Source organism: Flavobacterium sp. FG19 (assembly GCF_057809475.1).
This window is the reverse complement of sequence record NZ_JBMDKA010000033.1, coordinates 1-24,652: the sequence shown is the minus strand read 5'-3', so window position 1 is coordinate 24,652 and position 24,652 is coordinate 1. Positions and strand designations below refer to the sequence as shown.

Annotated in this window: 18 protein-coding genes; 16 read left to right on the top strand and 2 right to left on the bottom strand. The window is 36.2% G+C overall.

Going from position 1 to position 24,652, the window contains the following annotated elements:
• Positions 1-11: 11 nt before the first annotated feature.
• The 5 genes from ACODST_RS24050 (at position 12) to ACODST_RS24030 (ending at position 5,967) form a co-directional block, all read left to right on the top strand.
• On the top strand, positions 12-860 hold the full coding sequence (locus ACODST_RS24050) for a cyanophycinase (protein WP_488934635.1): 849 nt from the start codon (positions 12-14) through the stop codon (positions 858-860).
• Between the two features lies 1 nt (position 861).
• The gene (locus tag ACODST_RS24045; RefSeq protein ID WP_488934634.1) at positions 862-3,060 is read left to right on the top strand and encodes a penicillin acylase family protein; all 2,199 of its coding nucleotides are present in this window, start codon (positions 862-864) and stop codon (positions 3,058-3,060) included.
• Positions 3,061-3,159: 99 nt separating this feature from the next.
• Positions 3,160-3,933, top strand: coding sequence for a dienelactone hydrolase family protein (locus ACODST_RS24040; protein WP_488934633.1), 774 nt, complete (start codon positions 3,160-3,162; stop codon positions 3,931-3,933).
• 41 nt (positions 3,934-3,974) lie between these two features.
• Positions 3,975-4,943, top strand: coding sequence for a DUF3667 domain-containing protein (locus ACODST_RS24035; protein ID WP_488934632.1), 969 nt, complete (start codon positions 3,975-3,977; stop codon positions 4,941-4,943).
• A 7-nt stretch (positions 4,944-4,950) separates the two neighbouring features.
• Positions 4,951-5,967 (top strand): M28 family peptidase, encoded by a 1,017-nt coding sequence (locus tag ACODST_RS24030; RefSeq protein WP_488934631.1) that lies wholly within the window; start codon positions 4,951-4,953, stop codon positions 5,965-5,967.
• 194 nt (positions 5,968-6,161) lie between these two features.
• On the opposite strand, the gene rho is transcribed toward ACODST_RS24030, so the two are convergent.
• Positions 6,162-7,994: a transcription termination factor Rho gene (rho, locus tag ACODST_RS24025; protein WP_488934630.1), complete on the bottom strand. Its 1,833-nt coding sequence runs from the start codon at positions 7,992-7,994 to the stop codon at positions 6,162-6,164.
• A 184-nt stretch (positions 7,995-8,178) separates the two neighbouring features.
• On the opposite strand from rho, the gene ACODST_RS24020 reads away from it, so the two are divergent.
• The 3 genes from ACODST_RS24020 to ACODST_RS24010 all read left to right on the top strand — a co-directional run bounded on the left by ACODST_RS24020 (position 8,179) and on the right by ACODST_RS24010 (position 10,353).
• Positions 8,179-8,595 carry a DUF4293 domain-containing protein gene (locus tag ACODST_RS24020; RefSeq protein WP_488934629.1) on the top strand — a complete coding sequence of 139 codons (417 nt, stop codon included), beginning with the start codon at positions 8,179-8,181 and terminating at the stop codon, positions 8,593-8,595.
• A gap of 139 nt (positions 8,596-8,734) precedes the next feature.
• Complete coding sequence (locus tag ACODST_RS24015) at positions 8,735-9,397, top strand: response regulator (RefSeq protein ID WP_488934628.1); 663 nt, start codon at positions 8,735-8,737, stop codon at positions 9,395-9,397.
• 38 nt (positions 9,398-9,435) lie between these two features.
• Positions 9,436-10,353: a sensor histidine kinase gene (locus ACODST_RS24010; protein ID WP_488934627.1), complete on the top strand. Its 918-nt coding sequence runs from the start codon at positions 9,436-9,438 to the stop codon at positions 10,351-10,353.
• 4 nt (positions 10,354-10,357) lie between these two features.
• Here ACODST_RS24010 and ACODST_RS24005 read toward each other — a convergent pair whose 3' ends face one another.
• Positions 10,358-10,852: a metallophosphoesterase family protein gene (locus ACODST_RS24005; protein WP_488934626.1), complete on the bottom strand. Its 495-nt coding sequence runs from the start codon at positions 10,850-10,852 to the stop codon at positions 10,358-10,360.
• Positions 10,853-11,133: 281 nt separating this feature from the next.
• Between ACODST_RS24005 and truA the strand changes: the two genes are divergently transcribed.
• From truA to ACODST_RS23965, 8 genes are all read left to right on the top strand, one after another.
• Complete coding sequence (gene truA / locus ACODST_RS24000; RefSeq protein ID WP_488934625.1) at positions 11,134-11,868, top strand: tRNA pseudouridine(38-40) synthase TruA; 735 nt, start codon at positions 11,134-11,136, stop codon at positions 11,866-11,868.
• An 88-nt stretch (positions 11,869-11,956) separates the two neighbouring features.
• Positions 11,957-13,711, top strand: coding sequence for an ABC transporter ATP-binding protein (locus ACODST_RS23995; RefSeq protein ID WP_488934624.1), 1,755 nt, complete (start codon positions 11,957-11,959; stop codon positions 13,709-13,711).
• A gap of 15 nt (positions 13,712-13,726) precedes the next feature.
• Positions 13,727-15,298, top strand: a complete 1,572-nt coding sequence (locus tag ACODST_RS23990; protein WP_488934623.1) for a histidine kinase — start codon at positions 13,727-13,729, stop codon at positions 15,296-15,298.
• An 85-nt stretch (positions 15,299-15,383) separates the two neighbouring features.
• Positions 15,384-17,978 (top strand): zinc-dependent metalloprotease, encoded by a 2,595-nt coding sequence (locus ACODST_RS23985; protein ID WP_488934622.1) that lies wholly within the window; start codon positions 15,384-15,386, stop codon positions 17,976-17,978.
• A gap of 18 nt (positions 17,979-17,996) precedes the next feature.
• The gene (locus ACODST_RS23980) at positions 17,997-21,335 is read left to right on the top strand and encodes a SusC/RagA family TonB-linked outer membrane protein (protein WP_488934621.1); all 3,339 of its coding nucleotides are present in this window, start codon (positions 17,997-17,999) and stop codon (positions 21,333-21,335) included.
• A 12-nt stretch (positions 21,336-21,347) separates the two neighbouring features.
• The gene (locus ACODST_RS23975; protein ID WP_488934620.1) at positions 21,348-22,667 is read left to right on the top strand and encodes a RagB/SusD family nutrient uptake outer membrane protein; all 1,320 of its coding nucleotides are present in this window, start codon (positions 21,348-21,350) and stop codon (positions 22,665-22,667) included.
• Positions 22,668-22,846: 179 nt separating this feature from the next.
• The gene (locus tag ACODST_RS23970; RefSeq protein WP_488934662.1) at positions 22,847-23,611 is read left to right on the top strand and encodes a LytR/AlgR family response regulator transcription factor; all 765 of its coding nucleotides are present in this window, start codon (positions 22,847-22,849) and stop codon (positions 23,609-23,611) included.
• Between the two features lie 225 nt (positions 23,612-23,836).
• On the top strand, positions 23,837-24,421 hold the full coding sequence (locus tag ACODST_RS23965) for an NUMOD4 domain-containing protein (protein ID WP_488934619.1): 585 nt from the start codon (positions 23,837-23,839) through the stop codon (positions 24,419-24,421).
• Positions 24,422-24,652: the final 231 nt, after the last annotated feature.

Below are 24,652 nucleotides of genomic sequence, written 5' to 3'. Positions count from 1 at the left end.
AAACCAAAATCATGAAAAATAAGCTTCTTTACTGGTCCATTTCCTTCTTTTGTTTGTTATTCAGCTGTTTTGTACAAGCCCAAAAACCAAAAGGCAAGTTATTTATTATTGGCGGCGGAGATCGTTCCGATGCTTTAATGAAACAGGTCCTGGAGGTAGCCGGACTCGAAAAAAAAGATTATATCGTGGTATTGCCCATGTCCAGCGAAGAACCGGACAGTTCTTTTATCTTTTTTAAAACACAAATGGTAAAACTAACGCCTAACCCTATTGTGATGCTGAATTTTAATAAAGAAACAGCACAGAATAAAACCCTCACCGATTCTGTTCAAAAAGCCAGACTGATTTTTATAAGCGGCGGGGATCAAAGCCGTTTTATGTCAGTCGTTCATAATACCCCCATTAAAACAGCCATTCAGAAAGCTTATGAAAACGGAAGCACTATTTCAGGGACCAGTGCCGGAGCCGCCGTAATGTCTGAAAAAATGATCACCGGAAACCAAAAACTGGAAAAAGAATATTCAGGTACTTTTGATAATATCCGATACGATAACCTTGAAACTGCCGAAGGTTTGGGATTATTAAAAACAGCCGTTATCGATCAGCATTTTTTAAAGAGAAACCGTTATAACCGACTGCTTTCAGCTTTAGTGGAATTCCCTTCCTTAACCGGAATCGGCATTGACGAAGCCACTGCTATTATCGTAAGAAATAATGAGATTGAAGCCGCCGGCGAAAGTGAAGTCATTGTAATGCGAAACCCAAAAGGAATTCAAAAATCAAAGACGAACAACCTGATTTCGATAGAAAGCCTGCAGATGAGCATTTATACAGCAGGGCAAAAATTTAAAATTAAGTAACATGCGCTATTATCATAAAATAGTCTCCTTCGCAGTATGTCTTTTACTAAGCGTTTCGGCTTCAGCCCAAATCTTATCTAAAAAAGAAATCAACCGACTGGAGAAATCATCTCAACAAGTCACCATTATTCGGGACAACTGGGGAATTCCGCATATTTACGGAAAAACAGATGCCGATGCCGTTTTTGGACTGCTGTACGCTCAATGCGAAGATGATTTTAAAAGAATCGAAATGAATTATATAGAAAAACTGGGACGCCTTGCCGAAATCAAAGGAGAATCTGTTTTATATAATGATTTAGAGATTAAACTTTTAATTGATACAAAAGAAGCTAAAACCGATTATAAAAAAGCACCTGGCTGGCTTAAAAAACTTTTAAACAGTTATGCGGATGCGATTAATTTTTACCTCTACAAACATCCGGAAGTAAAACCGATACTTCTTACCCGGTTTGAACCCTGGTTCCCGCTGCTCTGGACAGACGGAAGCATTGGTGCCATAAGTACTGCAGATCTTTCAACCGGAGAATTAAAGTCCTTTTATTCCGGCAGCAATGATAAAGTAGCTTATGTAGAAAGGGAAAAATATGTACAGACGGGTTCTAATGGTTTTGCTTTTGCACCTTCTAAAACAGCAAACGGAAATGCCATTTTATATATTAATCCTCATACTACTTTTTATTTCAGGCCCGAAGTACAGGTTTCAAGTGAAGAAGGCCTGAATGCTTACGGAGCTGTAACCTGGGGACAATTTTTTATTTACCAGGGATTTAATGAAAACTGCGGCTGGATGCATACTTCCTCAAATGTAGATGTTGCAGATATGTATGCCGAAAAAATCACCCGCAAAAAGGGAAAGTTCTATTATGAGTTTGACAGTAAACTATTTCCTGTTATTGAAAAAGACATAACCATTCAATATCTTGAAAAAGGAAAGCTTATTCCTAAAAAATTCAAAACTTTTTTCACCAATAACGGTCCGGTTATGGCTAAAAGAGACGGAAAATGGATCAGCTTAAAATCGAATAACCGTTCTATGACCAGTTTGATTCAGAGCTGGGTACGAACTAAATCGAGTGGTTTTGAAGACTACAAAAAGGCCATGGATTTAAAAGCCAACACATCCAACAATACCGTTTATGCCGATAATAAAGGAAATATTGCGTACTGGCATGGTAATTTTATTCCGGTAAGAGATAAAAAACTAAACTGGGCAAAAGTAGTCGACGGTTCTGTTTCGGCAACACAATGGAAAGGACTTCATGAAGTCGATGAAACCGTACATTTGTACAATCCTGTAAACGGATGGCTCCAAAACTGTAACTCTACCCCTTTTTCTGCAGCCGGAGATAACAGTCCGAAAAAAGAAAATTATGTCCCTTATATGGCACCGGACGGAGAAAACTTCAGAGGTGTAAATGCAGTACGTATCTTTAGCAAAAGCGACAAATACACTATTGACAAAGTAATTGCCGATGGTTACGACACCAAACTTTCAATTTTCGAAATACTAATCCCAAGCCTGATTACAATTTTCGAAAAAAATATAAAACCCGGATCAGTTGAATATTCCGAGTTAGCAGAACCCATTTCTGTTTTAAAAAACTGGGATTATTATGCCAAAGAAAATTCAGTCGCAGCAGCCTTAGCCATAGAATGGGCTTATAAATTAGATCCTGTTATCCAAAAAGCGTATATCGACGAAGGCGAATTGGATCAGGTACAAAACACCGTCAATTTTGCCAAAAATGCCGCTGCATCACAAATGATCCCACAGCTCCAGACGGTTATAAAAGACCTGAAAAGCAAATGGGGAACCTGGAAAGTGGCATGGGGAGAGATTAACCGCTTTCAAAGAATAAATGGCGACATTGATTTAAAATATGACGATAATAAAACCAGTCTGCCAATTGGTTACGGCCCGGGTTCCTGGGGAAGTCTGCCTTCTTTTAAAAGCAATTATCAGGACAGCTCCAAAAAACGTTATGGTTACAACGGTAACAGTTTTGTATGCGCGGTTGAATTTGGTTCGAGAATAAGAGCTAAATCACTGCTTGCAGGTGGAAACAGCGGAAATATTAATTCGAAACATTTTACCGATCAGGCGGAGATGTACAAAAACGGGCAGTTTAAAGAAGTCCTGTTTTATAAAGAAGATGTGATCAAAAATGCCGAACGAACTTATCATCCCGGAGAATAAAAGAAGTAATCCAATTTTGTTAAATAAACCTCGTGAAATAGCTTACGAGGTTTTTTTGTAACATAATATTTCTGATATTTGTTAAAAATTGTACTAAAAATGAAAAAATCAATCATACTTGTTCTCGCTGTAATACTGTTTTCGACTACTATGGAAGCACAATTAAAACCCGTAAAATATTCTGAAGGAAACCAGACACTGAATGGTTTATTTATTAAATCTGCCAAAAAAAGCAGTAACAATCCCGGGATTTTACTTTTACCAGCCTGGCTGGGAATCGATAATGCCTCAAAAGGAATTGCCGAAGATTTATCCAAATTAGGGTATCATGTTTTTATCGCTGACATATACGGCGAAGGGAATTATCCTAAAAACACCGGAGAAGCCGGAAAACAGGCCGGTTTTTACAAAACGAATTATGAAGCCTATCAAAAACGAATCAATGCCGCTTTACAGGAATTAGTAAAATCAGGGGCCAATGCAGATAATATTGTCGCCATTGGTTACTGTTTTGGAGGAACAGGAGTACTGGAAGCTGTACGCGGACATTTGAATATAAAAGGGGCTGCGTCATTTCACGGAGGTCTGGGCAAGGATGCTGCGAGACCGGTTGAAACGGCTGCTGCAAAAGTTTTAATCTGCCACGGAGCCGACGATCCTTTTGTCCCTAAGGAAGAAATTACCGCTTTCCAACAGGAAATGCGCGATTCAAAAGCAGACTGGCAGATGATTTATTATGCTAATTCTGTACATTCTTTTACCAATCCAGAAGCCGGAAACGACAATTCAAAAGGCGCTGCTTACAATGCTGTCGCTGCCAAAAGGTCTTTTGAACATTTACAGCTTTTCTTAAACGAAGTCCTGAAAAAATAAAACCATAACCACTACCCATTCAAAACCAACTAAAACAACCAATGTCACATAACAAAATCAGAGAAGACAAAACCTGTTTAAACTGCAGGCACGTTGTAGAACTAAAGTTTTGTCCCAACTGCGGACAGGAAAACAGCGATTCCCGAAAGACCTTTCACCATTTGTTTGTTCATTTTTTTGAAGACCTGACGCACTATGAAAATGCTTTCTGGAAAACCATAAAAAACCTGCTGTTCAAACCTTCAACACTTACCAAAGAATACCTTTCGGGAAAACGATTGTCATATCTGGCTCCGGTTCGACTGTATATTTTTATCAGTTTTATTACCTTTTTACTGATTGCGATGTTTCCCAGCAAAATCGACCAGGGAATTGATAAAAGCGAAGAGGCACTGAGCAAAGAAATTTCTAAAACTACTGATAGTTTAAGCAAGAAGGAAAACAAAAAATATTTTCATTTTAAAACAATGAAAGAAATCGATTCGATTCAGAAATATGGAAAAGAAAGTGAGAAACTGAACGCGTCTTCTTATTGGTTTACTGAAAAAGCAATCCCCATTACCGAAAAATACACCAAAAAAGAGATTTACGCTAAGTTTGTTGAATCGTTCTTTCACAATCTCCCAAAAATTCTCTTTATCATCATGCCGTTTTTTGCCTTCTTCTTATGGATTTTTCACAACAAAAAGAAATGGTACTATTTTGATCATGGGATTTTTACGCTTCATTACTTCTCTTTCCTTCTGCTGATTTTTCTTATCATGTTTATTATAGACCGTTTAATTGGTCTTTTAGGAGAAGACAGTCCGCTGTCTTACCTATCATCAATTATAACATTTGCAGGAACAATCTGGATGTGTTACTATTTTTATCCGGCCCACCATCGTTTCTATGGTGAGTCCAGAATCATATCTTTTGTAAAAAGTTTCTTATTATTCATCATAAATTCACTTTTTATTCTAACTTTACTCACTTTATATATTCTTTACACATTTATTAATTTACACTAGTACCAAAATGAAAAAATTGTTAGTCCTATTATTAATTGCTTCTGCGTTTTCGTGCAAAAATACGCAGGCAGTTACATCAAAGGATAATTCAGATCCAACCAAGTACATAAACTCTATTTCTGAGAAAGATTTAAAGAAAATGCTTTATGTAATTGCTTCAGATGAGATGGAAGGCCGTGAGACAGGATCTGCAGGACAGAAAAAAGCAGGTCTTTATATGATTGAGCAGTACAAAAAAAGCGGTATCTCGTTTCCAAAGGGAGCATCAGACTTTTATCAGCACATTCCGGCATCGTATTTAAATGCGAGACGTAATCAGAATTTACAGGATTCCGAAAACATCTGGGCTTATATCGAGGGTTCTGAAAAACCGGATGAAGTTCTGGTTATTTCAGCACATTATGACCACGTGGGAATTAAAGACGGAGAGGTTTATAACGGAGCCGATGATGACGGTTCAGGAACTGTAGCGGTTATCGAAATGGCAAAAGCTTTTGCTAAAGCCAAAAAACAGGGACACGGACCAAAACGTTCTATTTTGTTCCTGCATGTAACAGGTGAAGAACATGGCTTACACGGTTCTCGTTTTTATTCTGAAAACCCTTTATTTCCAATCGCCAATACTATTTCAGACATTAACATTGACATGATCGGACGTCGTGATGTGGAACACGCCAACACGAACAATTACGTATATGTAATTGGGGCTGACCGTTTATCAACAGACTTACACAATGCTGTTGTGACACAAAATGAAAAATACATCAAAATGGATCTTGATTTTAAATTTAACGATCCTAAAGATCCAAATCGTTTTTATGAGCGTTCTGACCACTATAACTTTGCTAAACATGGCATTCCGGCCGTTTTCTTCTTTAATGGGGTTCACGAAGACTACCACGGAAAAGGCGACGAACCTCAAAAAATCGAATACGACGCTTTAACCAAAAGAACCAAACTGGCTTTTGCTGTTGCCTGGGAACTGGCTAACAGAGACAACAGACCTGTAGTGGATAAAAAATAAGTCGCTAAGGTTCTGAGATTCTAAGATACTAAGGTTTTAAGACTCTAAAACACTGATATCCTCTTAGGAAAGTTAATAAAAAAAGGATGAGTTTAACTCATCCTTTTTTTATGCTTTATATATTTTTATTCTCTTATTCTTTAAAATACTAAAAAACTCAGAAACTTAGTATCTTAGAACCTTAGCAACTTTAACTAGTCATTCATCGAAATCAAAAACTCTTCGTTGTTTTTGGTTTTCTTAAAGCGGTCGTTTACAAAGTCCATAGATTCTACCGGGTTCATATCGGATAAATATTTGCGCATGATCCACATTCTCTGTAATGTTTTTTCGTCTAATAGTAAATCGTCGCGGCGTGTACTTGATGAAGTAAGGTCGATAGCCGGGAAAATACGTTTGTTAGCAATCTTACGGTCTAACTGAAGTTCCATGTTACCGGTTCCTTTAAATTCTTCAAAGATCACCTCGTCCATTTTAGAACCTGTTTCGGTTAAAGCCGTTGCAATGATGCTTAAAGAACCTCCGTTTTCAACATTTCTTGCCGCCCCGAAGAAACGTTTTGGTTTTTGCAATGCATTGGCATCAACACCACCGCTTAATACTTTTCCGGACGCCGGCTGAACGGTATTATAGGCTCTTGCCAGACGTGTTATCGAATCTAATAAAATTACCACATCATGTCCGCATTCTACTAAACGTTTTGATTTTTCAAGAACGATATTGGCAATTTTTACGTGTTCCTGCGGCTCTCTGTCAAAAGTTGACGCAATAACCTCTCCTCTAACACTTCTCTGCATATCGGTAACCTCCTCAGGACGCTCATCGATCAGCAGAACAATTAAATATACTTCCGGATGATTGGCTGCGATGGCATTGGCAATATCCTTTAAAAGCATTGTTTTACCTGTTTTTGGCTGGGCAACGATCATTCCGCGCTGTCCTTTACCAATAGGAGAAAATAAATCGATAATACGGGTAGATATAGAACTGCCTTTTTCGGCTAATTTGAATTTTTCAGAAGGAAAAACAGGAGTCAGGTGTTCGAAAGAAACGCGGTCACGAACTACCTGCGGATCATGTCCGTTAATTTTTAACACACGAACAAGAGGAAAAAACTTCTCGCCTTCTTTTGGAGGACGAACCACACCTTTTACAGTATCTCCGGTTTTTAAACCAAACAATCTGATTTGTGAAGTTGACAAGTAAATATCATCGGGAGAAGCCAAATAATTATAATCAGAAGAACGCAAAAATCCGTAACCGTCCGGCATCATTTCCAAAACACCTTCACTTTCGATAATTCCGTCAAACTCAAAGTCTGAATCCCTGAAATTATTGTTGTTTTTTTTGTTTTTATGATTTTGGTTCTGATTTGGATTCCCGTTGTTACCATTTCCGTTCCCGTTTTGGTTAGGGTTTTGATTTGGATTTTGGTTTGGATTCTGACCGGGAGTTTGGTTTTTATGCTGATTAGGGTTACTCTTTTTAACCGGAGCAGTATTTTCAGTCTTTTCAGCGACTGGTTCTGTTGTTATATTCTCTGTAGCTTCTTCTGCAGAAACGACTTCTTTGGCAGCTTCTTTTTCCTTTTGCTGAGCGACTTTCTTTTCGTAAGCCGACTTATTGAATTTAACAGCTTTGGTTCCTTTTTTCTCTGCTGTTTTAGTTTCTTTTACCTCTTTTATATCTTTTGACTCCTCAACCGGTGCTTCTGTTTTTTCTTCAGCAGCAGCCGGAACTGTATCTTTTTTTGGAGCTTCCTCTATAGTATCAAAATCCAGAACCGGAGCGCTTTTGGCAGCTGCTTTCTTTGCCGGTGCAATTCGGGCTCTTTTGGGTTTATCCGTGTTTGTTTCTTTTTCTGCAATAGTTTCCGCAGGCGGCGCTGCAGTCGCTTCCTGATGCGCTAATATCTGGGTAATCAGAGTATCTTTTTTAACGCCGTTGATCTTTATAGTTTTAGCTAACTTAGCTATTTCTTGAAGCTCAGAAAGCTTCATTTCTTTTAATGCAGAAATATCAAACATGAATGTTCTATGAGTTTAATTATTTTAAAGGAAATATTGTAAAAAGAATAGGTAGATATTTTTTTTTCGATTGACCGCAGTATGAAGTGCTTACGGTATTTTGATGCAATAATACGAATAAAATTTAATCATACAATAGTATTTTAAAAAAAGAAAATATATTTTTGTAAAACAATTTCAAGTTATGTTACAACGAATTCAAACCGTATATTTAATTCTGACCTTTGTCATTACAGGGGTTTTAATGTTTTTTATGCCGCTTTGGACATTAAACACAGGTAAAGCTTTTTATTTCATGCAAAGCCAGCCTTACACCATGATACTGGGATTAAGCACTGTGCTTACCATCATTAGTATCATTTCATTTAAAAAGAGACAAAATCAGTTTGTGATGAACAGGCTGAACATAATATTAAATTTAATTTTATTAGGATTATTTGTTTATCGTTCTCTAAATTTATCTGGAGAAACGGCAGAAGCTGTTTCTGAGAAAGGTATTGGGATGTTTCTTCCTATTGCTGCTATCGTGTTATTAGTACTTGCTAATAAGGCCATCAAAAAGGACGAAGATCTTGTAAAATCTGTAGACCGGTTGAGATAAACCTATAAACTTAATTTTTTGTGCGAAGAGAACCCGAATTTAGATTCGGGTTTTTTTGTGGCTTATTTTTTAAAATTATCCAAAAACCATTTTGTAAGATAATTTTTTCATAAATTTGCAGTTGGTTTCAAAAGCAAATATGGACGACAAAATAAAAATACATCTGGCTGATGATCATCAGGTACTTATTGACGGACTGACTAATTTACTTCAGACGGTTTCAAATTTCGAAGTAGCAGGCAGCTCCTTAAATGGAAAAACAATTTACGACGATGTCCTGCAGAATCATGCCGATATTTTAATTCTGGACATCAGTATGCCGGAGAAAGACGGTATTGAAGTTTTAAAAGAATTTCATGAGAAAGGTTTTCCCTGTAAAGTCATTATCTTATCCAGTTATGACGATCTGAAAATCATAAAAGAAGTAATGAAACTGGGCGCAAAAGGCTATCTGACTAAAAAATGTGCGGGAGAAAATATCATTGAAGCTATTGAAGCGGTTAATCAGGGACAGGAATATTTCTCTGATGCGGTGAGAGAGAAAATATTCAGCATGTTTTCTCAGAACAATCCTAAAATAAACCAGAACCTCTATACTGAAAATCCCATTCTAAGTCCGCGGGAAATTGAAATTATAAAGCTGATCTGTTTAGAATACAGCGGTAAAGAAATTAGCGAACAGCTTTTTATAAGTGTAAATACAGTAGAAACGCACAGAAAAAATATAATGAAAAAACTCAATATAAAGAATACAATCGGAATGGTTAAATATGCCCTGAAAAACAACTTAATAAACCCGTAATTAAAACTGCATAAATAATCTAGAAATCATACTGTTTTATGTTTTTTACCAGAATACTTATCTCATTTCTCATTCTTATTTCTTCCGGAAACCAACTCTTTGGGCAGCAGTACACTCCTTTAAAGCAATCCGGTATTTCTATTGAAAATACTAAAAAAAAACACCTTTTTGATCAGGTTAAACACGAACAGTTAAGAAATAAAAAAGTAGTTAGTCTGTTTATTGTTCTGGTCATTATACTTTGTTTTCTTTTCTACTTTGTGTATCAAAACAACAAGTTAAAACAGAAAATCAAACGCAAAGACACAAAGCAGAAAATCCTGTTAAATGTAATAAATGCGGGAATTGACAGCCAGGAAGCAGAACAAAAAAAAATAGCCGCCTTTTTACACGATAACATCAATTCACTGTTATCTTCTGCCGGACTGCACCTGAACGTTTTTACCACGAAACACAACGTCCAGTCAGAAGAAATCCAGAAAACTAAAGCAATTCTGGTCCAGGCCCATGACCTTTTAAGGGATATTTCGCATGATCTGGTACCTACCCTGCTTATTCGTTTCGGATTAATATATGCACTTGAAGATTTATGCGAAAGAAACTCAAACTCCGGCATTCATTTTACTTTTTCAAGTTCTGTTTCAACTGATACCCGCTATTCTGAAAAGTTTGAAACCAAGCTTTACTTTATAATTTCGGAACTTTTCAATAATATCATTAAACACAGCGGTGCCCAAAAAGCCCAGCTTTCACTGCATGAAAATCATCATCAGCTTATTATCATCATACATGATAACGGCAAAGGGTTTAATGCCGAAAACCAGCACGAAACAGAAGGCTTTGGATTAAACAGAATCAGGGTTCGGATTAAAAAACTAAAAGGAAGTTTTTCTATTATTTCCCGGGCCAATGAAAATACCGGGACTTCTGTTAAAATAAAAGTTCCTATTTCTTAAACTCTTATTTTTTACCGATCTCAATAATCTCCAGATCTTTTATTTTATCATCGTCGATCACAAAACGAAGCATGGTACGCATTTGATGAAACCCGCTTTTTCCAGCTGCACCGGGATTCATATGAAGCAGATTATTTTTTTTATCAAACATCACCTTCAGTATATGCGAATGACCACAAATAAATAATTTAGGCGGATTCGAAGCCATTTCATCTCTGACAGCAGGATTGTATTTTCCCGGATATCCTCCAATATGGGTAATCCAGACCGAAACATTTTCACATAAAAAACGATTGTGAAGCGGAAATTCAATTCGTGCTTTCGAATCATCAATATTTCCGTAAACGCAGCGAAGCGGCTTGAGTTTTTTAAGTGTATCTGTCACCTGCAGATCCCCAATGTCTCCTGCATGCCAGACTTCATCGGCCTGAGCGGCATATTTTAAGATAGTATCGTCAATATGGGAATGCGTATCGGATAAGAGAAGGATTTTTTTCAATTTTTTACTAAGATGCAAAGGTTCATAGATGCAAAGGTACAAAGGTTTTTTATGTTGAAAAACAGTAACCACCAATGTTGATTCTGTTTTATTTTTTATCTATGAAAGTTATAGGCATAATAGCACGTCTCTACTCTTTTATAACATTCAAACTACAAATCTCGGAACCTTTGCATTTTTGAGCCATTGTTCCGGCACAAAAAACTAGTCCCCTCACAACCTTAGCAGCATTTAAAAAAAACCTTTGTACCTTTGCACCTCAAAAAACTCAGAATCTTTAAATGAGATATTTTATTCATTTTGCTTATAACGGAACCCATTATCATGGCTGGCAGTTTCAGCCAAATGCCTCTTCTGTTCAGGAAACATTAAATAAAGCGCTTTCGGTTTTATTAAATTCGCCTATAAATGTTATGGGAGCAGGACGAACAGATACGGGTGTTCATGCCGGGGAAATGTACGGGCATTTTGATCTGGAAAAATCATTTGATATTCCGGTTTTGGTCCATAAGTTAAATTCGTATTTACCAAAAGATATTGCGGTGTATAACCTGATTCCTGTTCATGATGAGGCACACTGTCGTTTCGATGCGACAAAACGAACTTATGAATATCATATCAATACCGTAAAAAATCCGTTTTTAGAAGAACTGAGCTGGTATGTTACCCAAAAACTGGATGTTGACTTAATGAATACCGCTGCTGAGATTTTATTGAAACATACCGATTTTCAGTGTTTTTCAAAAGTCAATACTGATGTCAACACATTTGACTGCACGATTTTTGAAGCCTACTGGAAACAGGAAAACGACAAACTGGTTTTTACGATTTCTGCCAACCGTTTTTTACGAAATATGGTCCGGGCCATTGTAGGAACTTTAATTAACATTGGATTGCACAAAATTACGCTGGCCGATTTTGAAACTATTATTGCCAGTAAAAACAGAGAGAAAGCCGGGTTTTCTGTCCCTGCACATGGTTTGTATTTAACCAAAATATATTACGATTATTTATAGCTATAGGCTATAGGCTTTAAGCAGTAAGCTTTAAGCTCTTTATTAAAATTCTATCGCTTAAAGCCTAAAGCTTAAAGCATCAAAAAAAATGAAAGCAAAAGCATTTGATACCGGATTATTCAAACGGATTTTAAAATATACGAAACCTTATAAATGGCGTTATTACGGCGTTATTGTTTTTGCGGTTTCGCTCTCTATTTTTGCCGCCCTTAGGCCTTATTTATTAAAACAAACGGTCGACGGCTATATTAAGACTCACGACAAAACAGGCTTATTATTGTACATTATGTTAATGGGAGCGGTTTTGATGATGGAAGTTTTTTCCCAGTTCTATTTTGTCTACTGGGCCAACTGGCTCGGTCAGGATATTGTAAAAGATATCCGCAACAAACTTTTCAAACACATTTTAAGTTTCAGAATGAAATACTTCGATTTGGTTCCGGTTGGACAGCTGGTTACCAGATCGGTTTCGGACATTGAATCTATAGCACGTATTTTCAGTCAGGGATTGTTTATGATTATAAGCGATTTGATGAAAATACTGGTGGTTTTGATTTTCATGTTTTATATGAACTGGAAACTTACCTGGATTGTGGTTGTTGCGATGCCTATTCTGGTTTATATTACCCGAATTTTTCAGCGTAAAATGCAGGTTGCTTTTGAGGAAGTCCGTACACAAATTGCCAACATGAATTCCTTTGTTCAGGAACGTGTAACGGGAATGAAAATCGTGCAGCTTTTTAACCGCGAAAAAATAGAAGCCGAAAACTTCAGGGTGATAAATGACAAACACCGGGTAGCCTGGATTAAAACCATTTTATACAACTCCATCTTCTTCCCTATTGCCGATATTATTTCATCGATTACTTTAGGATTGGTAGTCGTTTTTGGAGGCTTTAAAATTTTAAACGGAGATAATTTTACAACGTTTGGAGATTTATTTTCCTACACGATGTTTATTGGAATGCTGTTTAACCCGTTACGACAGATTGCAGATAAATTCAATGAGATGCAGCTGGGAATGATTGCTGCTAATCGTGTTTTTGACATTATCGATACTCAGGATCATATTCAGGATACCGGAACTATTGAAGCTCCTGTTTTTAATGGGAAAATTGATTTTAAACAAGTGCGTTTTAGTTATATCCCCGAAGAAGAAGTTATAAAAGGTATTGATTTATCTGTCGATTCGGGGCAGACTGTTGCCATTGTAGGTTCGACCGGAGCAGGAAAATCAACTATTATTAATCTGCTGAACCGTTTTTACGAAATCAACAGCGGTACCATTTGTATTGATAACGAAAATATTGAAAACTACACTCTGGCTTCTTTAAGAAAACAAATTGCTGTCGTTTTACAGGATGTGTTTTTGTTTGCCGACACGATTTACAACAATATCACACTTCATAATCCTGAAATTACGCGCGAAAAGGTTTTGGATGCTGCAAAGAAAATCGGTGTTCATGATTTTATCATGAGTCTTCCCGATAATTATGATTTTGATGTCAAGGAACGCGGTGTCATGCTTTCGTCAGGACAAAGACAGCTGATTGCTTTTTTACGTTCGTATGTGAGCAATCCGAGTATTTTGATTCTGGATGAAGCCACTTCATCTATCGATACCTATTCTGAAGAATTAATTCAGCGTGCAACCGAAACTATTACCAAAGGAAGGACTTCGATTATTATTGCCCACCGACTGGCAACAATCGTAAATGCTGATAAAATTGTGGTAATGGATAAAGGACTAATTGTGGAACAGGGAACACATCAGGAATTATTAATAAAGTCTGATGGCTATTATAAAAACTTATACGATTCGCAATTCTCGGCTGCGAATTAAATTACAGATACTTCTTTGAAATTTAGATTAAAAAAAATAACATCCAGACGTGCTTTCGTAATTTACGTAATCATCTCCATTCTTATTACAGTTTCTTCTGTATACATCTTAAGTAATCTGATTACTGATCTTACCGAAAAGGCAAATGAAGAATCAGCTCAGCGCAACTTTATTAAAAAGCAGGAATTTTTGTCGCAGGAATTCTCGAAATTTCTGGAACAGGAAAACAGAATAAAGCACGTTTTAAAAATTAGCCGGCCAGAAGAACTGGCTTCCAAATTACATGTTTTGTCTTCGGTTCAAAACACCAATTTATTAGTAGCTGATAACTGGTTTCAGATAAACGATAACAAAATTCAGTTTGGAACGGATTCTATTTCTGATGTCCTGAAAAAAAATGCCGCCGATTTTATTCAAAAAAATAAAGATCGGGATCATCTCAGTGTTATTATTCCACAGGGAAAGGAATGGGTTTGGAGAATTTATTTTAAACTCACCTCAAAAAACACCATTGTTCGTTATGGCTACGATATCAACTTAAAAAAACTTGTTGATTACCTTTCTACAGTAGACATCAAATCGACCAATAATTATGCTTTTATTTTTGATCAGTCAGGAAGATGTATTTATCATCCCGAATTGAAATTTATAGGAAAAAATATTTATGAGATTTCTTCTACCCGTGCCATTGACACTATATTTCCTAAAAAACAGGATTATGTAAAAAGAATCACCATGTCTGAATATTTAGGACTGGATGTTATCCGTTTTACAAAAAAATTAGACCTTAAAAATTCACATTGGTTTGTATGTGTTAATTTTCCAAAAAACATTATTAACGAAAACACGGCGTTAATTGAAAAATACTCCACCTGGATCTATTCGATTACAACAGTAATGCTTCTGCTGATTTTCTATTTATTTTCTTATGCCAACAGACGTGCTTATAAAGAAAAGGGAATCGCCATTAAAGAAAAAAACAGGCTTCTTGTCGAAAACGAAAAAGTGGTAAAAGAAAAAGCACTTATGCAGCTGCAGCATTTAAAGGAGCAGATTAATCCGCACTTTTTATTTAATTCACTCAACTCACTTTATATGTTAGTAGGCAGCGATGTTAAAACGGCTCAGAAATTCACGCTGAACTTATCCCGCATTTATCGTTATTTAATCGATCCGCCGGCCAGGAATATCGTATCGCTTAAAGACGAATTATTGTTTATCGAAAAATATATCTTTTTGCAGCAGACCCGTTTTAAGGAAGAATTATTTTTTTCTATTAAAATTGAAGATGAAGAATCACTTGATAAATTTATTCCGTACCTGGCTTTTCAGGTAGTGGTCGAAAATGCTATTAAGCACAACAGCGCTACTCAGGAAAATCCGTTAACAACTCAAATTCTGATTCAGAAAGATCAGGTAATAATCACTAATAATCTTCAAAAAAAGCTGCACAGTGAACCTGGTACAAATTTTGGGTTAAAATATCTGACAAGTATCTATAATTTCTACTCCAGAACCAATTTAAGCGCCTTAGAAAATGACGGCAAATTCGTATGTATTCTGCCTTTAATAACCATTCACTCCTAAAAAAAAGCCATTCACTCCGTTTTGTTTTTTTTCTCAGCTAAAATCGAATAGTTTCGACGAAAATTAACTTTAACTTAACATCAAAATGAAGGAAAAGGCATTCCTGCATAATGTAAAATTATTCTGCTTACTACTATTATTATTATTCATTCCTGTTACTGTTCCTGCTCAAAAGAAAAAGAAAAAAGAAACAGAGACTGAACTTGTAAAAAAAGATTCTATTGACTCCAAAAAAGGTAAAAAATATAGTGACCTTATAAAAAAGGGAACACTAAAAAAAGGACTATTCAATGTCATTCAGGTTAAAACTGATGTTTATTTCGAAATTCAGGATAGTTTGTTTAAAAGAAAATTTCTGGTTGTAAATAAATTATCCCAGGTTCCTTACGAGATTAATGACCGCGGCTTAAACAAAGGGATGAATTACGAAAATAAAATCATTTCCTTTTATAAAGATACAATTGCAAAAAAAGTCTGGGTAAAAACCTATCAGCCTAAGGTTTCTTCTCCTAAAGAAGACGCCATTACGGCTTCTGTTATTGACAATTTCTCCGAATCGATTATCGAAGTTTTTGATATTGAAACCAAGAACAACGATTCGACTTCGGTGGTTATAAAAGTAAACAAGATTTTCGACGGAAAACAAAAAAGCTTTAATGATGTTTTCAATAACATTGGCTTAAGCGGTTCTGCAAAATCTGATTTATCCTATATCGAAGGATTAAAATCTTTCCCTAAAAACATTGTTGTAAAATCACAGCTTACAACTTCTTTCAGCGATAATGGTCCTACAGTACCTATTACACTGGGCGTTACAACTAATATTATTTTATTGGATAAAACTCCAATGAAACCACGTTTTTCTGACAACAGAATTGGTTATTTTACAGAACAGCATTGGTATTTTACCGATGAACAGCAGGCAATGCTTGAAAAAGAATTGATTACCCGCTGGCGTTTAGAACCTAAAAAAGAAGATGAAGAACGTTATTTGAAAGGTGAATTAGTAGAGCCGAAAAAACCAATCGTTTATTACATCGATCCATCGACTCCAAAACAATGGAGAAAGTATATTATTGATGGGGTACACGATTGGCAGGCAGCTTTTGAAAAAGCTGGTTTTAAAAATGCGATTATCGCAAAAGAACCTACTGAACAAGATTTAGATTTTGATATTGATGATGTTCGTTATTCGGTTATTACCTATGCGGCTTCGCCAAAATCCAATGCTATGGGTCCGTCGGTTGTTGACCCAAGAAGCGGAGAAATTATTGAAGCCGACATTATATGGTGGCACAATGTGATGACTTCGCTTCAAAGCTGGATGCGCATCCAGACCGGACCAATTGATCCGAAAGCCAGAGGAAACAAATTCAGCGATGAACATATGGGAGAAGCTATTCGTTTTGTATCCTCGCATGAAGTAGGACATACTTTTGGTTTAAAACACAATATGGGCGCTTCTTTTGCTTATGATGTAGAATCATTACGATCTAAAGAATTCACAGCCAAAATGGGCGGTACCGCTCCTTCTATCATGGATTATGCCCGTTATAATTATGTGGCACAGCCTGAAGATAATGTTACCGTAATTACTCCAAAAATTGGAGAATATGATAAATACGCTATTGAATGGGGTTACAGATGGTATTCGCCTGACGAAAACGAGACAGCAAAACTAAACGCCTTAATTACAAAACATCAGGATGACCCTATTTATTTTTACGGCGAACAGCAGGGAAGTATAATTGATCCCCGCTCGCAGTCTGAAGATTTAGGAAACGATGCTGTTAAAGCCAGCGAATATGGTTTGAAAAACTTAAAACGTGTTGTAGATAATATCGTAAACTGGACCTACGATAAAGATCAGTCTTATTACGAAACGGGTAAACTGTATATTGGAACTATCGGACAATGGTTTATGTACAATCGTCATGTAATGGCAAATATTGGCGGTATTTACTTAAACACAACAGTTCACGGTGACAACAAACAAAGTTATACAGCGGTTCCTGCAGTGATGCAGAAAAAGGCCGCAGATTATTTAACTAAAAATGTAATTACAATTCCTCAATGGTTATTTTTTAATGGGATTTTAGAAAAAACAAATCCATTGAAAGACTCCCCTATTGGACCTTACGAATATACTCCTTACACACTTGCCAGAGAACTGCAATACGATGTTATGTACAGTTTGTTCAATGATGAGCGTCTGCTTCGAATGACAGAAAATGAATTGTATCAGCAGAACAAAACCAATGAGAAGGTTTTTACCGTAAATGAGTTGTTTAAAAAAATACATCAGAGTGTGTTTGCAGGAACTATCCAAAATAAATCTCTGACTATTCTGGAAAGAATGACCCAGAAAAATTATGTTGATGTTTTGATTGTTTCTACAAACAAACTATTTGAAAAAACAGATATCAAAAAACCTGTCGAAATACAGGAAACATTACAAATGCCTCATTTATGCTCTGGAGATGATGAACATATGGCGAGAAACATTAATAACTATTCTCTAAAAAGAGTTACAGAAGTGACTTCTGATAAAAAAGGAGAATTAACAAAAGTGCTTCAGCTGTTAAAACTAAAAAAGAGCACCGGAGATTTATCTACCCAAAACCATTACCTCGATTTAATACAACGAATCGAAAGAGCCCTGAATAATACAACCTTTTAATAATTACAAACCCAAAACATGAAAAAAATTCTACATGCCTTACTGCTGTTCCTGGCCATCGCAGGATACTCGCAGGAAACCCGAACTATTACGGGGATCATTCAAGATGAAGCAGACTTGTCGCCAATTCCCGGTGCGTCTATCTTCGTTGAGAATAATTCCATCTCAAACAAAACTGCTATGGCAGGTATTATTCAGAGTGAAGCTATTGGAACTACTACAGATTTTGATGGTAAATTCAGTTTGAAAATTGCAAAAAATGTTACTGCTTTGAGAATTGTTTTCATGGGATACAAATCGTATACTTTGGAATTAGACGCTCAAAAAAATTATACTGTTAACTTAAAATCTGAAACAGCAAAACTTCAGGAGGTTGTAGTTACCGGTTATCAAAAAATCGAGAAAAGAAAACTTACTGCTGCGGTTACGAAAATCGACATGGCTGCAATCCAGCAGACAGGGGTTTCGAGCATTGACCAGTTATTAGTGGGACAAATTGCCGGAGTTGCCGTAAGTACGCCATCCGGAGCACCCGGAGCACCTGCTAAAATCAGAATCAGGGGTACTGCTTCTCTTAACGGTACGCAGGATCCTTTATGGGTATTGGATGGTCTTCCATTAGAAGGAAACGATACTCCTAAAAATTTTGATAAAGACAATATTGATGTATTAAACAACTACTCTATTGCTGGTTTAAACCCTGACGATATTAAAGATATTACGATTCTTAAAGATGCTGCTGCAACTGCTATTTATGGTGCCCGTGCCGCAAATGGTGTAATCGTGGTAACCACTAAAAAAGGACGTGCCGGTAAAATGGTGGTAAGCCTTAACACAAACACCTTTATTACACAAAGACCTGATTTTTCTAAGTTAAACTTAATGGACGCAAACGAAAAAGTTGATTTTGAACTTGGTCTTGCTTCACGTGAGGAATTAACTTACAGAGCTGACGGTGGAGATATTATGCGTATCTTAAACGGATCAAATGAATTAGCAGCTTACAGAAATGGCGGATTCTCTGCTTTGAGTCCTCAAACTCAGCAATCAATCAATTCTTTAAGAAAAAACAATACCAACTGGGGTAATTTATTATACCAGACTGCTATCAACACTCAGCACGGTTTAAGCTTATCTGGTGGCGGAGAGAGATCTGATTATTATTTCTCTTTAGGTTACTATGATGAAAAAGGAGCTACTATTGGAACAGGTTTCAAACGTTACAACATAACCTTAAAAAACAACTACGAAATCACTGATAAATTCAAAGTGGGTATTGGTATTTTTGGTTCAGAAAACAAAACTACATCTTACTTAACAGATGCTTATGCGTTTACAAGCCCTTCTAACTACTCCAGAAATGTAAACCCATACTTAACTCCGTACAATGAAGACGGAAGTTACAAATATGATGCTGATATTGTTGGATACTCTGATCGTAAAGTAGATTTCAACTTCTTAGAAGAAAGAGAAAACACTTCACACGAATTGAAAACAAGAGCTGTAAAAGCTTTATTAGACGCTGAATACAAAGTTACCAAAGACTTAAAAGTAACCTCTCAGTTAGGTTTGCAGTTAGAAAACAGCTCTAATGAGAAATTTGCTGGTAAAGATACCTACTACACCAGAAACGTAAGAGAGAAATCAAGCTATTTCAGCGGCGGAGTACAAAACTACTTCCTTCCTGTTGGTGGTGTTATTCAAAACACAAATACAGATTTCTTCCAGTACAACCTGAAAACAATGGTGAACTATTCTAAATCTTTAGGAGAGAAACACGAAATTGAAGCAATGGTTGGTAACGAGTTAAGAAGAAACTACAATACAGCAGTTTCTACTAAAGGATTTGGTTTTGATGAGAAAAACTTAACTACACAGCAGATCATTTTCCCGAATTCATCTTTTGCCAGAGAAAGAGACTGGATACAATATGTAAAAGCTAAAAATGAAAATGCATTTGCCTCTTTCTTTGCAACGGCTTCTTATACTTACGACAGAAAATATAGTGTTTTTGGAAGCGTTAGATATGATGGTTCAGATTTATTTGGTGTAGATCCAAAGTATAAATACTTACCATTATGGTCAACCTCTGCTTCATGGGCGGTTTCAGAAGAAAACTTCTTAAAAGATAACTTAACATTATCGAACTTAAGACTTCGTGCTTCTTACGGTTTACAGGGTAATATTGATAAAGGTACTTCTCCTTACGTAATTGGTCAGTACAATTCATCTGTTATTCTTCCGGGACAAGCAGAACAAAATATTGTAATTGACAGCCCGCCAAATGATAAATTACGTTGGGAAAAAACGACAAATACTAACATTGGAGCTGATATTGGATTATTCAACAACCGCATCAGCATTGTAACAGATATGTACGGAAGAAAAAGTAGTGACTTAATTGCTTCAAGAGCGCTTCCGTTAGAAAATGGTTTTGAATTTACCAACCTGAACTGGGCACAAGTAAGCAACAAAGGTTACGAGATTACCCTTTCTACAAAAAACATTGACCGTCCAAACTTCAAATGGAATACAAGCATTAACTTCTCTCACAACAAAAGTAACGTAGATCGTATACAGGTTCGTGACACAGAATATCTTCCAAACAGAGAAGGATATCCGGTAAATTCTGTATTCGGATTTAAAACAAACGGAATCGACGAAAACGGTTACCCATTATTTGTAAACAAAAAAGGAGAAACTGTAAACACGCAAACATTCTTTGGTCTGTACGATCCTTATGCTGACTTTTTCCCTGGAGAACTGGCACAGTCAAAATTAACTGCAGCTGAATTTAGAGATCTGTTTGTTTATTTAGGAGACAGAGATCCTAAATTTACGGGTGGTATCACCAATACATTCAAAGTACAAAATTTTGACCTTGCAATTGCAGCTTCTTTCAACATTAAACAAACGGTAACAAGAACTCCTCCTTACAACGGAACAATTGTAGACAGAGGACAGAACTACAGCAGAGACGTATTAAATGCATGGTCGCCAACAAACACTTCTTCAAATTTACCTGCGGTAAATGGTAAAGATTTAGCAGCCGGAGATTCTTATATGGCGTACTTATGGTATTCTGGACAAAACCAAATCACTACCCTGAATTATTTAGATACATGGGCCAGCGAAATGAGCTATATGAGATTAAGCAGTATCCGTTTAGGATATACATTCCCTAAATCGTTTACAGATCAAATCAACATTGCAAGCATCAGATTCAATGTTGAGGCAAGAAACTTATTCGTAATCAGTTCAGACTACAAAGGTTACTTTGATCCTGAAACATTCGGAAACATTTATGCTCAACCAGTTCCTAAGTCATTTACTTTAGGATGTAATGTAACTTTCTAATTAAAATTAAAGATGAAAAAATTCTCAAAATATATATTACTTTTTGTTGCTGCGATTGCTGTAACAAGCTGCGATGACTATCTGGACGTTCAGCCTGTTGGCCGCGTTATTCCGGAAACATTAGAGCAGTACCGTGCTGTTATAACAAAAGCATACCATGGTTATCCTCAGCACAAATCATTAACAGCGGTTCGTACTGACGAATTGGTAATCGATGAATTCGGTGACGAGATTAATCTTTATAAAGATATTTATACCTGGAAAGATGCTAATCCGGACGCCACAACATTATCTTTTCAGTATGGTGCTTTATACAATACCATTTTTTACACTAATGTAATTATTAACGATGCTCCTGGTAAACTAAGCAATTCAGCCGAAAAAAACCAGCTTATTGGTGAGGCATACGCTTTAAGAGCTCTGGCTTATTTTGATTTGGTTAATCTTTTCGGAAAACCTTACAATGCTGCAACAGCTGGTTCAGACAAAGGAGTTCCGTTAGCTTTAGAAATTGATTTAGAGCAGGTATATGTGCCTCAAAGTGTTGAAGTAATTTACAATCAGGTAATTTCTGATACTCAAAAAGCAGAAGATTTAATTAACCTGGATACACAGCCAACTGGCAAAAACTACCGTTTTTCTAAAGCAGCTTTATATAGTTTAGAAAGCCGTATTTACCTGTATCAGCAGCAATGGCAGAAATCTTTAAACGCTGCCAACAAAGCGTTAGCCATCAAAAATGAGCTTGTTGACTTAAAAACAACTGCTGTTCTTCCTACCAAATACGATTCAAAAGAATCTATATTGGCTCTTGAAGATGGATACAATATTGGTCTTAAACGTCTTTTTTATGCATCAGCAGATTTAACCGGGGCCTATACAAGAACTGCTGACTTACGTTTTCCTCTTTTCTTTAGTGCAAGCGGAAGCCGTTTCAGAATCCAAAAAGGAGGTAACGACGATCAAAGATGCTCTTTCAGAACTTCTGAATTGTATTTAACAAAAGCTGAAACTTTATTAAAACTGAACAATATTGCTGATGCTAAAACTACTGTTATAAACTTTACAAAAAACAGATATACTGCTGCTGCTTTTACACAGCTTGAAAGCGATATAAAAGCAATGAATGCAGCTGATTTGAATACCTTCATTTTAGCAGAAAGAAAACGTGAATTTGCTGCTGAAGGCCACCGTTGGTTTGATTTGAGAAGAACAACTCAACAACCAGTCGTTCACTCTTTCAATGGTCAAGATTTTACTTTGATACAAAACGATCCGCGTTATACGATTATTTATCCGGCAGATGCGAGATTAAACAATCCCAATCTATAATACCTATTAAATTCTGAAAAAGGTCCAGTGCAAACTGGGCCTTTTTTGCTTTAAAATAGAAGAAACTCACAAACTCCGTGAAAAAAGATATTGTAAAAAATCCAGAGACAATTATATTTGCAGAAGAATTGGAAAGCTTCGTTGCCCAAATGAGGCTTTCTCACTTATCCAAAAGCGAAATGAGAATTGCCATTGTTGAAGACGAATATCTTGCTTCCAGTTACCTGAAATCTATTTTAGAACAACAGCAGATTTTGCAGATTGCCGAAATTACAGTCTTAAAATCCGTAAAAGAAGCCGTTGCTTACTTTAGTCAGAACAATGTCGATTTAGCTTTTATGGACATTCATCTGGGAGACGGAAATAGTCTTGAAATTTTTGAACAGGCCTCCATCTCCTGCCCTGTTATTTTTGTTACTGCCTACGATTCTTATGCCATTTCAGTATTCAAACACTTTACGATCGATTATTTGTTAAAGCCTTTTGAAGAGCAGGAATTGTATGAAGCCTTAAGTAAATTCAAAAAAATCAAAGACAGTTTTAATACTGATAATACACTGCAGTCTTTAGTTGCTATAGAAAACCCCGAAACAAGCAAAATACAGCGTCATTTTCTGGTCAGTCAGGGTTATAAACTTATTTCGGTAAACGAAGCAGAAATCACCTATTTTGCCGCTTCCGGCAAACATTTGTTCATCTATATCAAATCGGGCAGCAGTTATTTATACAACAGCACTATTACCGATATTATCAACAGCCTTGATCCGTTTATCTTTTTTAAAATAAACCGAAAGTACATTGTAAACCGAAATACGATAAAAGAAGTCGTAAGACATTCTCATCAAAAAATCGAATTGATCCTCAAGGTACCTCCTATCGAAAATGATCCTATTCTTATCAGCAAAAAAGAGATCAACAATTTCAAAAACTGGCTCGACCAGTAATATCGAAGCCTTTTTTTCTTAAAATTTTAACTATTCAGCATAAAATTCAAAATGCATTATTCTTAATTTGTGATATAAAATCTGCTAAAAAACTATTAAAAGCATTTAAAAACGTTAAAATAGCGTTATAAGAATCATAAAATTGACGGTTCATAACCAGCATAATAGCATTCTTCATTTTGGAATTCTTTATCTTTGAGAGACAAAATTTAAATGCAAAAGAACATGCCACACAATAGATTTTACCCTAACGAAGAGTTTAAAGAAATAGAAATAAACGCATCATTACAGCTTAAATACGCCATTTCAAACCGAGGAAGATTAATCAGCTTTACAGACGATATTGAAAACGGGCGAATCCTTAAAGGAGGTTTAAGCGATGGTTATCCCACTTTTAGGTTTAAAGTCAAAAAAGACGATAAAATCATTAACAAATACCTGTTTCTCTACAAATTAGTGGCACAGTATTTTATCCCAAAAGATTCCGAAGACCAGACCTATGTTTTGCATCTCGATTACAACCGAAGCAACGACGATGTACGTAATCTGCGCTGGGCAACCAAACAGGAAATGATGGCCCACAGCCGCAAAAGTCCAAGAGTAATCCAGGCCAAAAAGAACCTGATCGAACACAACTTAAAAGCCGACGGAAGAAAATTAACCACTACAAAAGTGATGTTAATCAAAAAAATACTCGCAAGACCGGAACAAAAAACACGTTTAAAAATGATTGCCAAACAATTCGGTGTAAGCGAAATGCAGATCCGCAGAATTGCCAGCGGTGAAAACTGGGGACACGTTAAGGTGTAAAGTATTTACAGTTAAATACGCTTAACCTTTAACCTATAACGTTTAACTTATAATACATAACTTAAATTTAGCCACAAATTATTGGGATTAAAAGGATTTAAAATCTGTGTTAATCTTTATAATCTGTGGCTGATTTTTTAAAATTGATATTGCCATTGATTACAAATTGCCAATCCGAGCGAAGTCAAAGCCCTCACAAAGTTTCCCCTTCTCAATTAAATTATAAAAGCC

Bases quoted from the DNA above. Each gene is read 5' to 3' on its own strand.
- ACODST_RS24050 (WP_488934635.1), top strand. From the start codon at position 12: ATGAAAAATAAGCTTCTTTACTGGTCCATTTCCTTCTTTTGTTTGTTA.
- ACODST_RS24045 (WP_488934634.1), top strand. From the start codon at position 862: ATGCGCTATTATCATAAAATAGTCTCCTTCGCAGTATGTCTTTTACTA.
- ACODST_RS24040 (WP_488934633.1), top strand. From the start codon at position 3,160: ATGAAAAAATCAATCATACTTGTTCTCGCTGTAATACTGTTTTCGACT.
- ACODST_RS24035 (WP_488934632.1), top strand. From the start codon at position 3,975: ATGTCACATAACAAAATCAGAGAAGACAAAACCTGTTTAAACTGCAGG.
- ACODST_RS24030 (WP_488934631.1), top strand. From the start codon at position 4,951: ATGAAAAAATTGTTAGTCCTATTATTAATTGCTTCTGCGTTTTCGTGC.
- rho (WP_488934630.1), bottom strand. From the start codon at position 7,994: ATGTTTGATATTTCTGCATTAAAAGAAATGAAGCTTTCTGAGCTTCAA.
- ACODST_RS24020 (WP_488934629.1), top strand. From the start codon at position 8,179: ATGTTACAACGAATTCAAACCGTATATTTAATTCTGACCTTTGTCATT.
- ACODST_RS24015 (WP_488934628.1), top strand. From the start codon at position 8,735: ATGGACGACAAAATAAAAATACATCTGGCTGATGATCATCAGGTACTT.
- ACODST_RS24010 (WP_488934627.1), top strand. From the start codon at position 9,436: ATGTTTTTTACCAGAATACTTATCTCATTTCTCATTCTTATTTCTTCC.
- truA (WP_488934625.1), top strand. From the start codon at position 11,134: ATGAGATATTTTATTCATTTTGCTTATAACGGAACCCATTATCATGGC.
- ACODST_RS23995 (WP_488934624.1), top strand. From the start codon at position 11,957: ATGAAAGCAAAAGCATTTGATACCGGATTATTCAAACGGATTTTAAAA.
- ACODST_RS23985 (WP_488934622.1), top strand. From the start codon at position 15,384: ATGAAGGAAAAGGCATTCCTGCATAATGTAAAATTATTCTGCTTACTA.
- ACODST_RS23980 (WP_488934621.1), top strand. From the start codon at position 17,997: ATGAAAAAAATTCTACATGCCTTACTGCTGTTCCTGGCCATCGCAGGA.
- ACODST_RS23975 (WP_488934620.1), top strand. From the start codon at position 21,348: ATGAAAAAATTCTCAAAATATATATTACTTTTTGTTGCTGCGATTGCT.
- ACODST_RS23970 (WP_488934662.1), top strand. From the start codon at position 22,847: ATGAGAATTGCCATTGTTGAAGACGAATATCTTGCTTCCAGTTACCTG.
- ACODST_RS23965 (WP_488934619.1), top strand. From the start codon at position 23,837: ATGCCACACAATAGATTTTACCCTAACGAAGAGTTTAAAGAAATAGAA.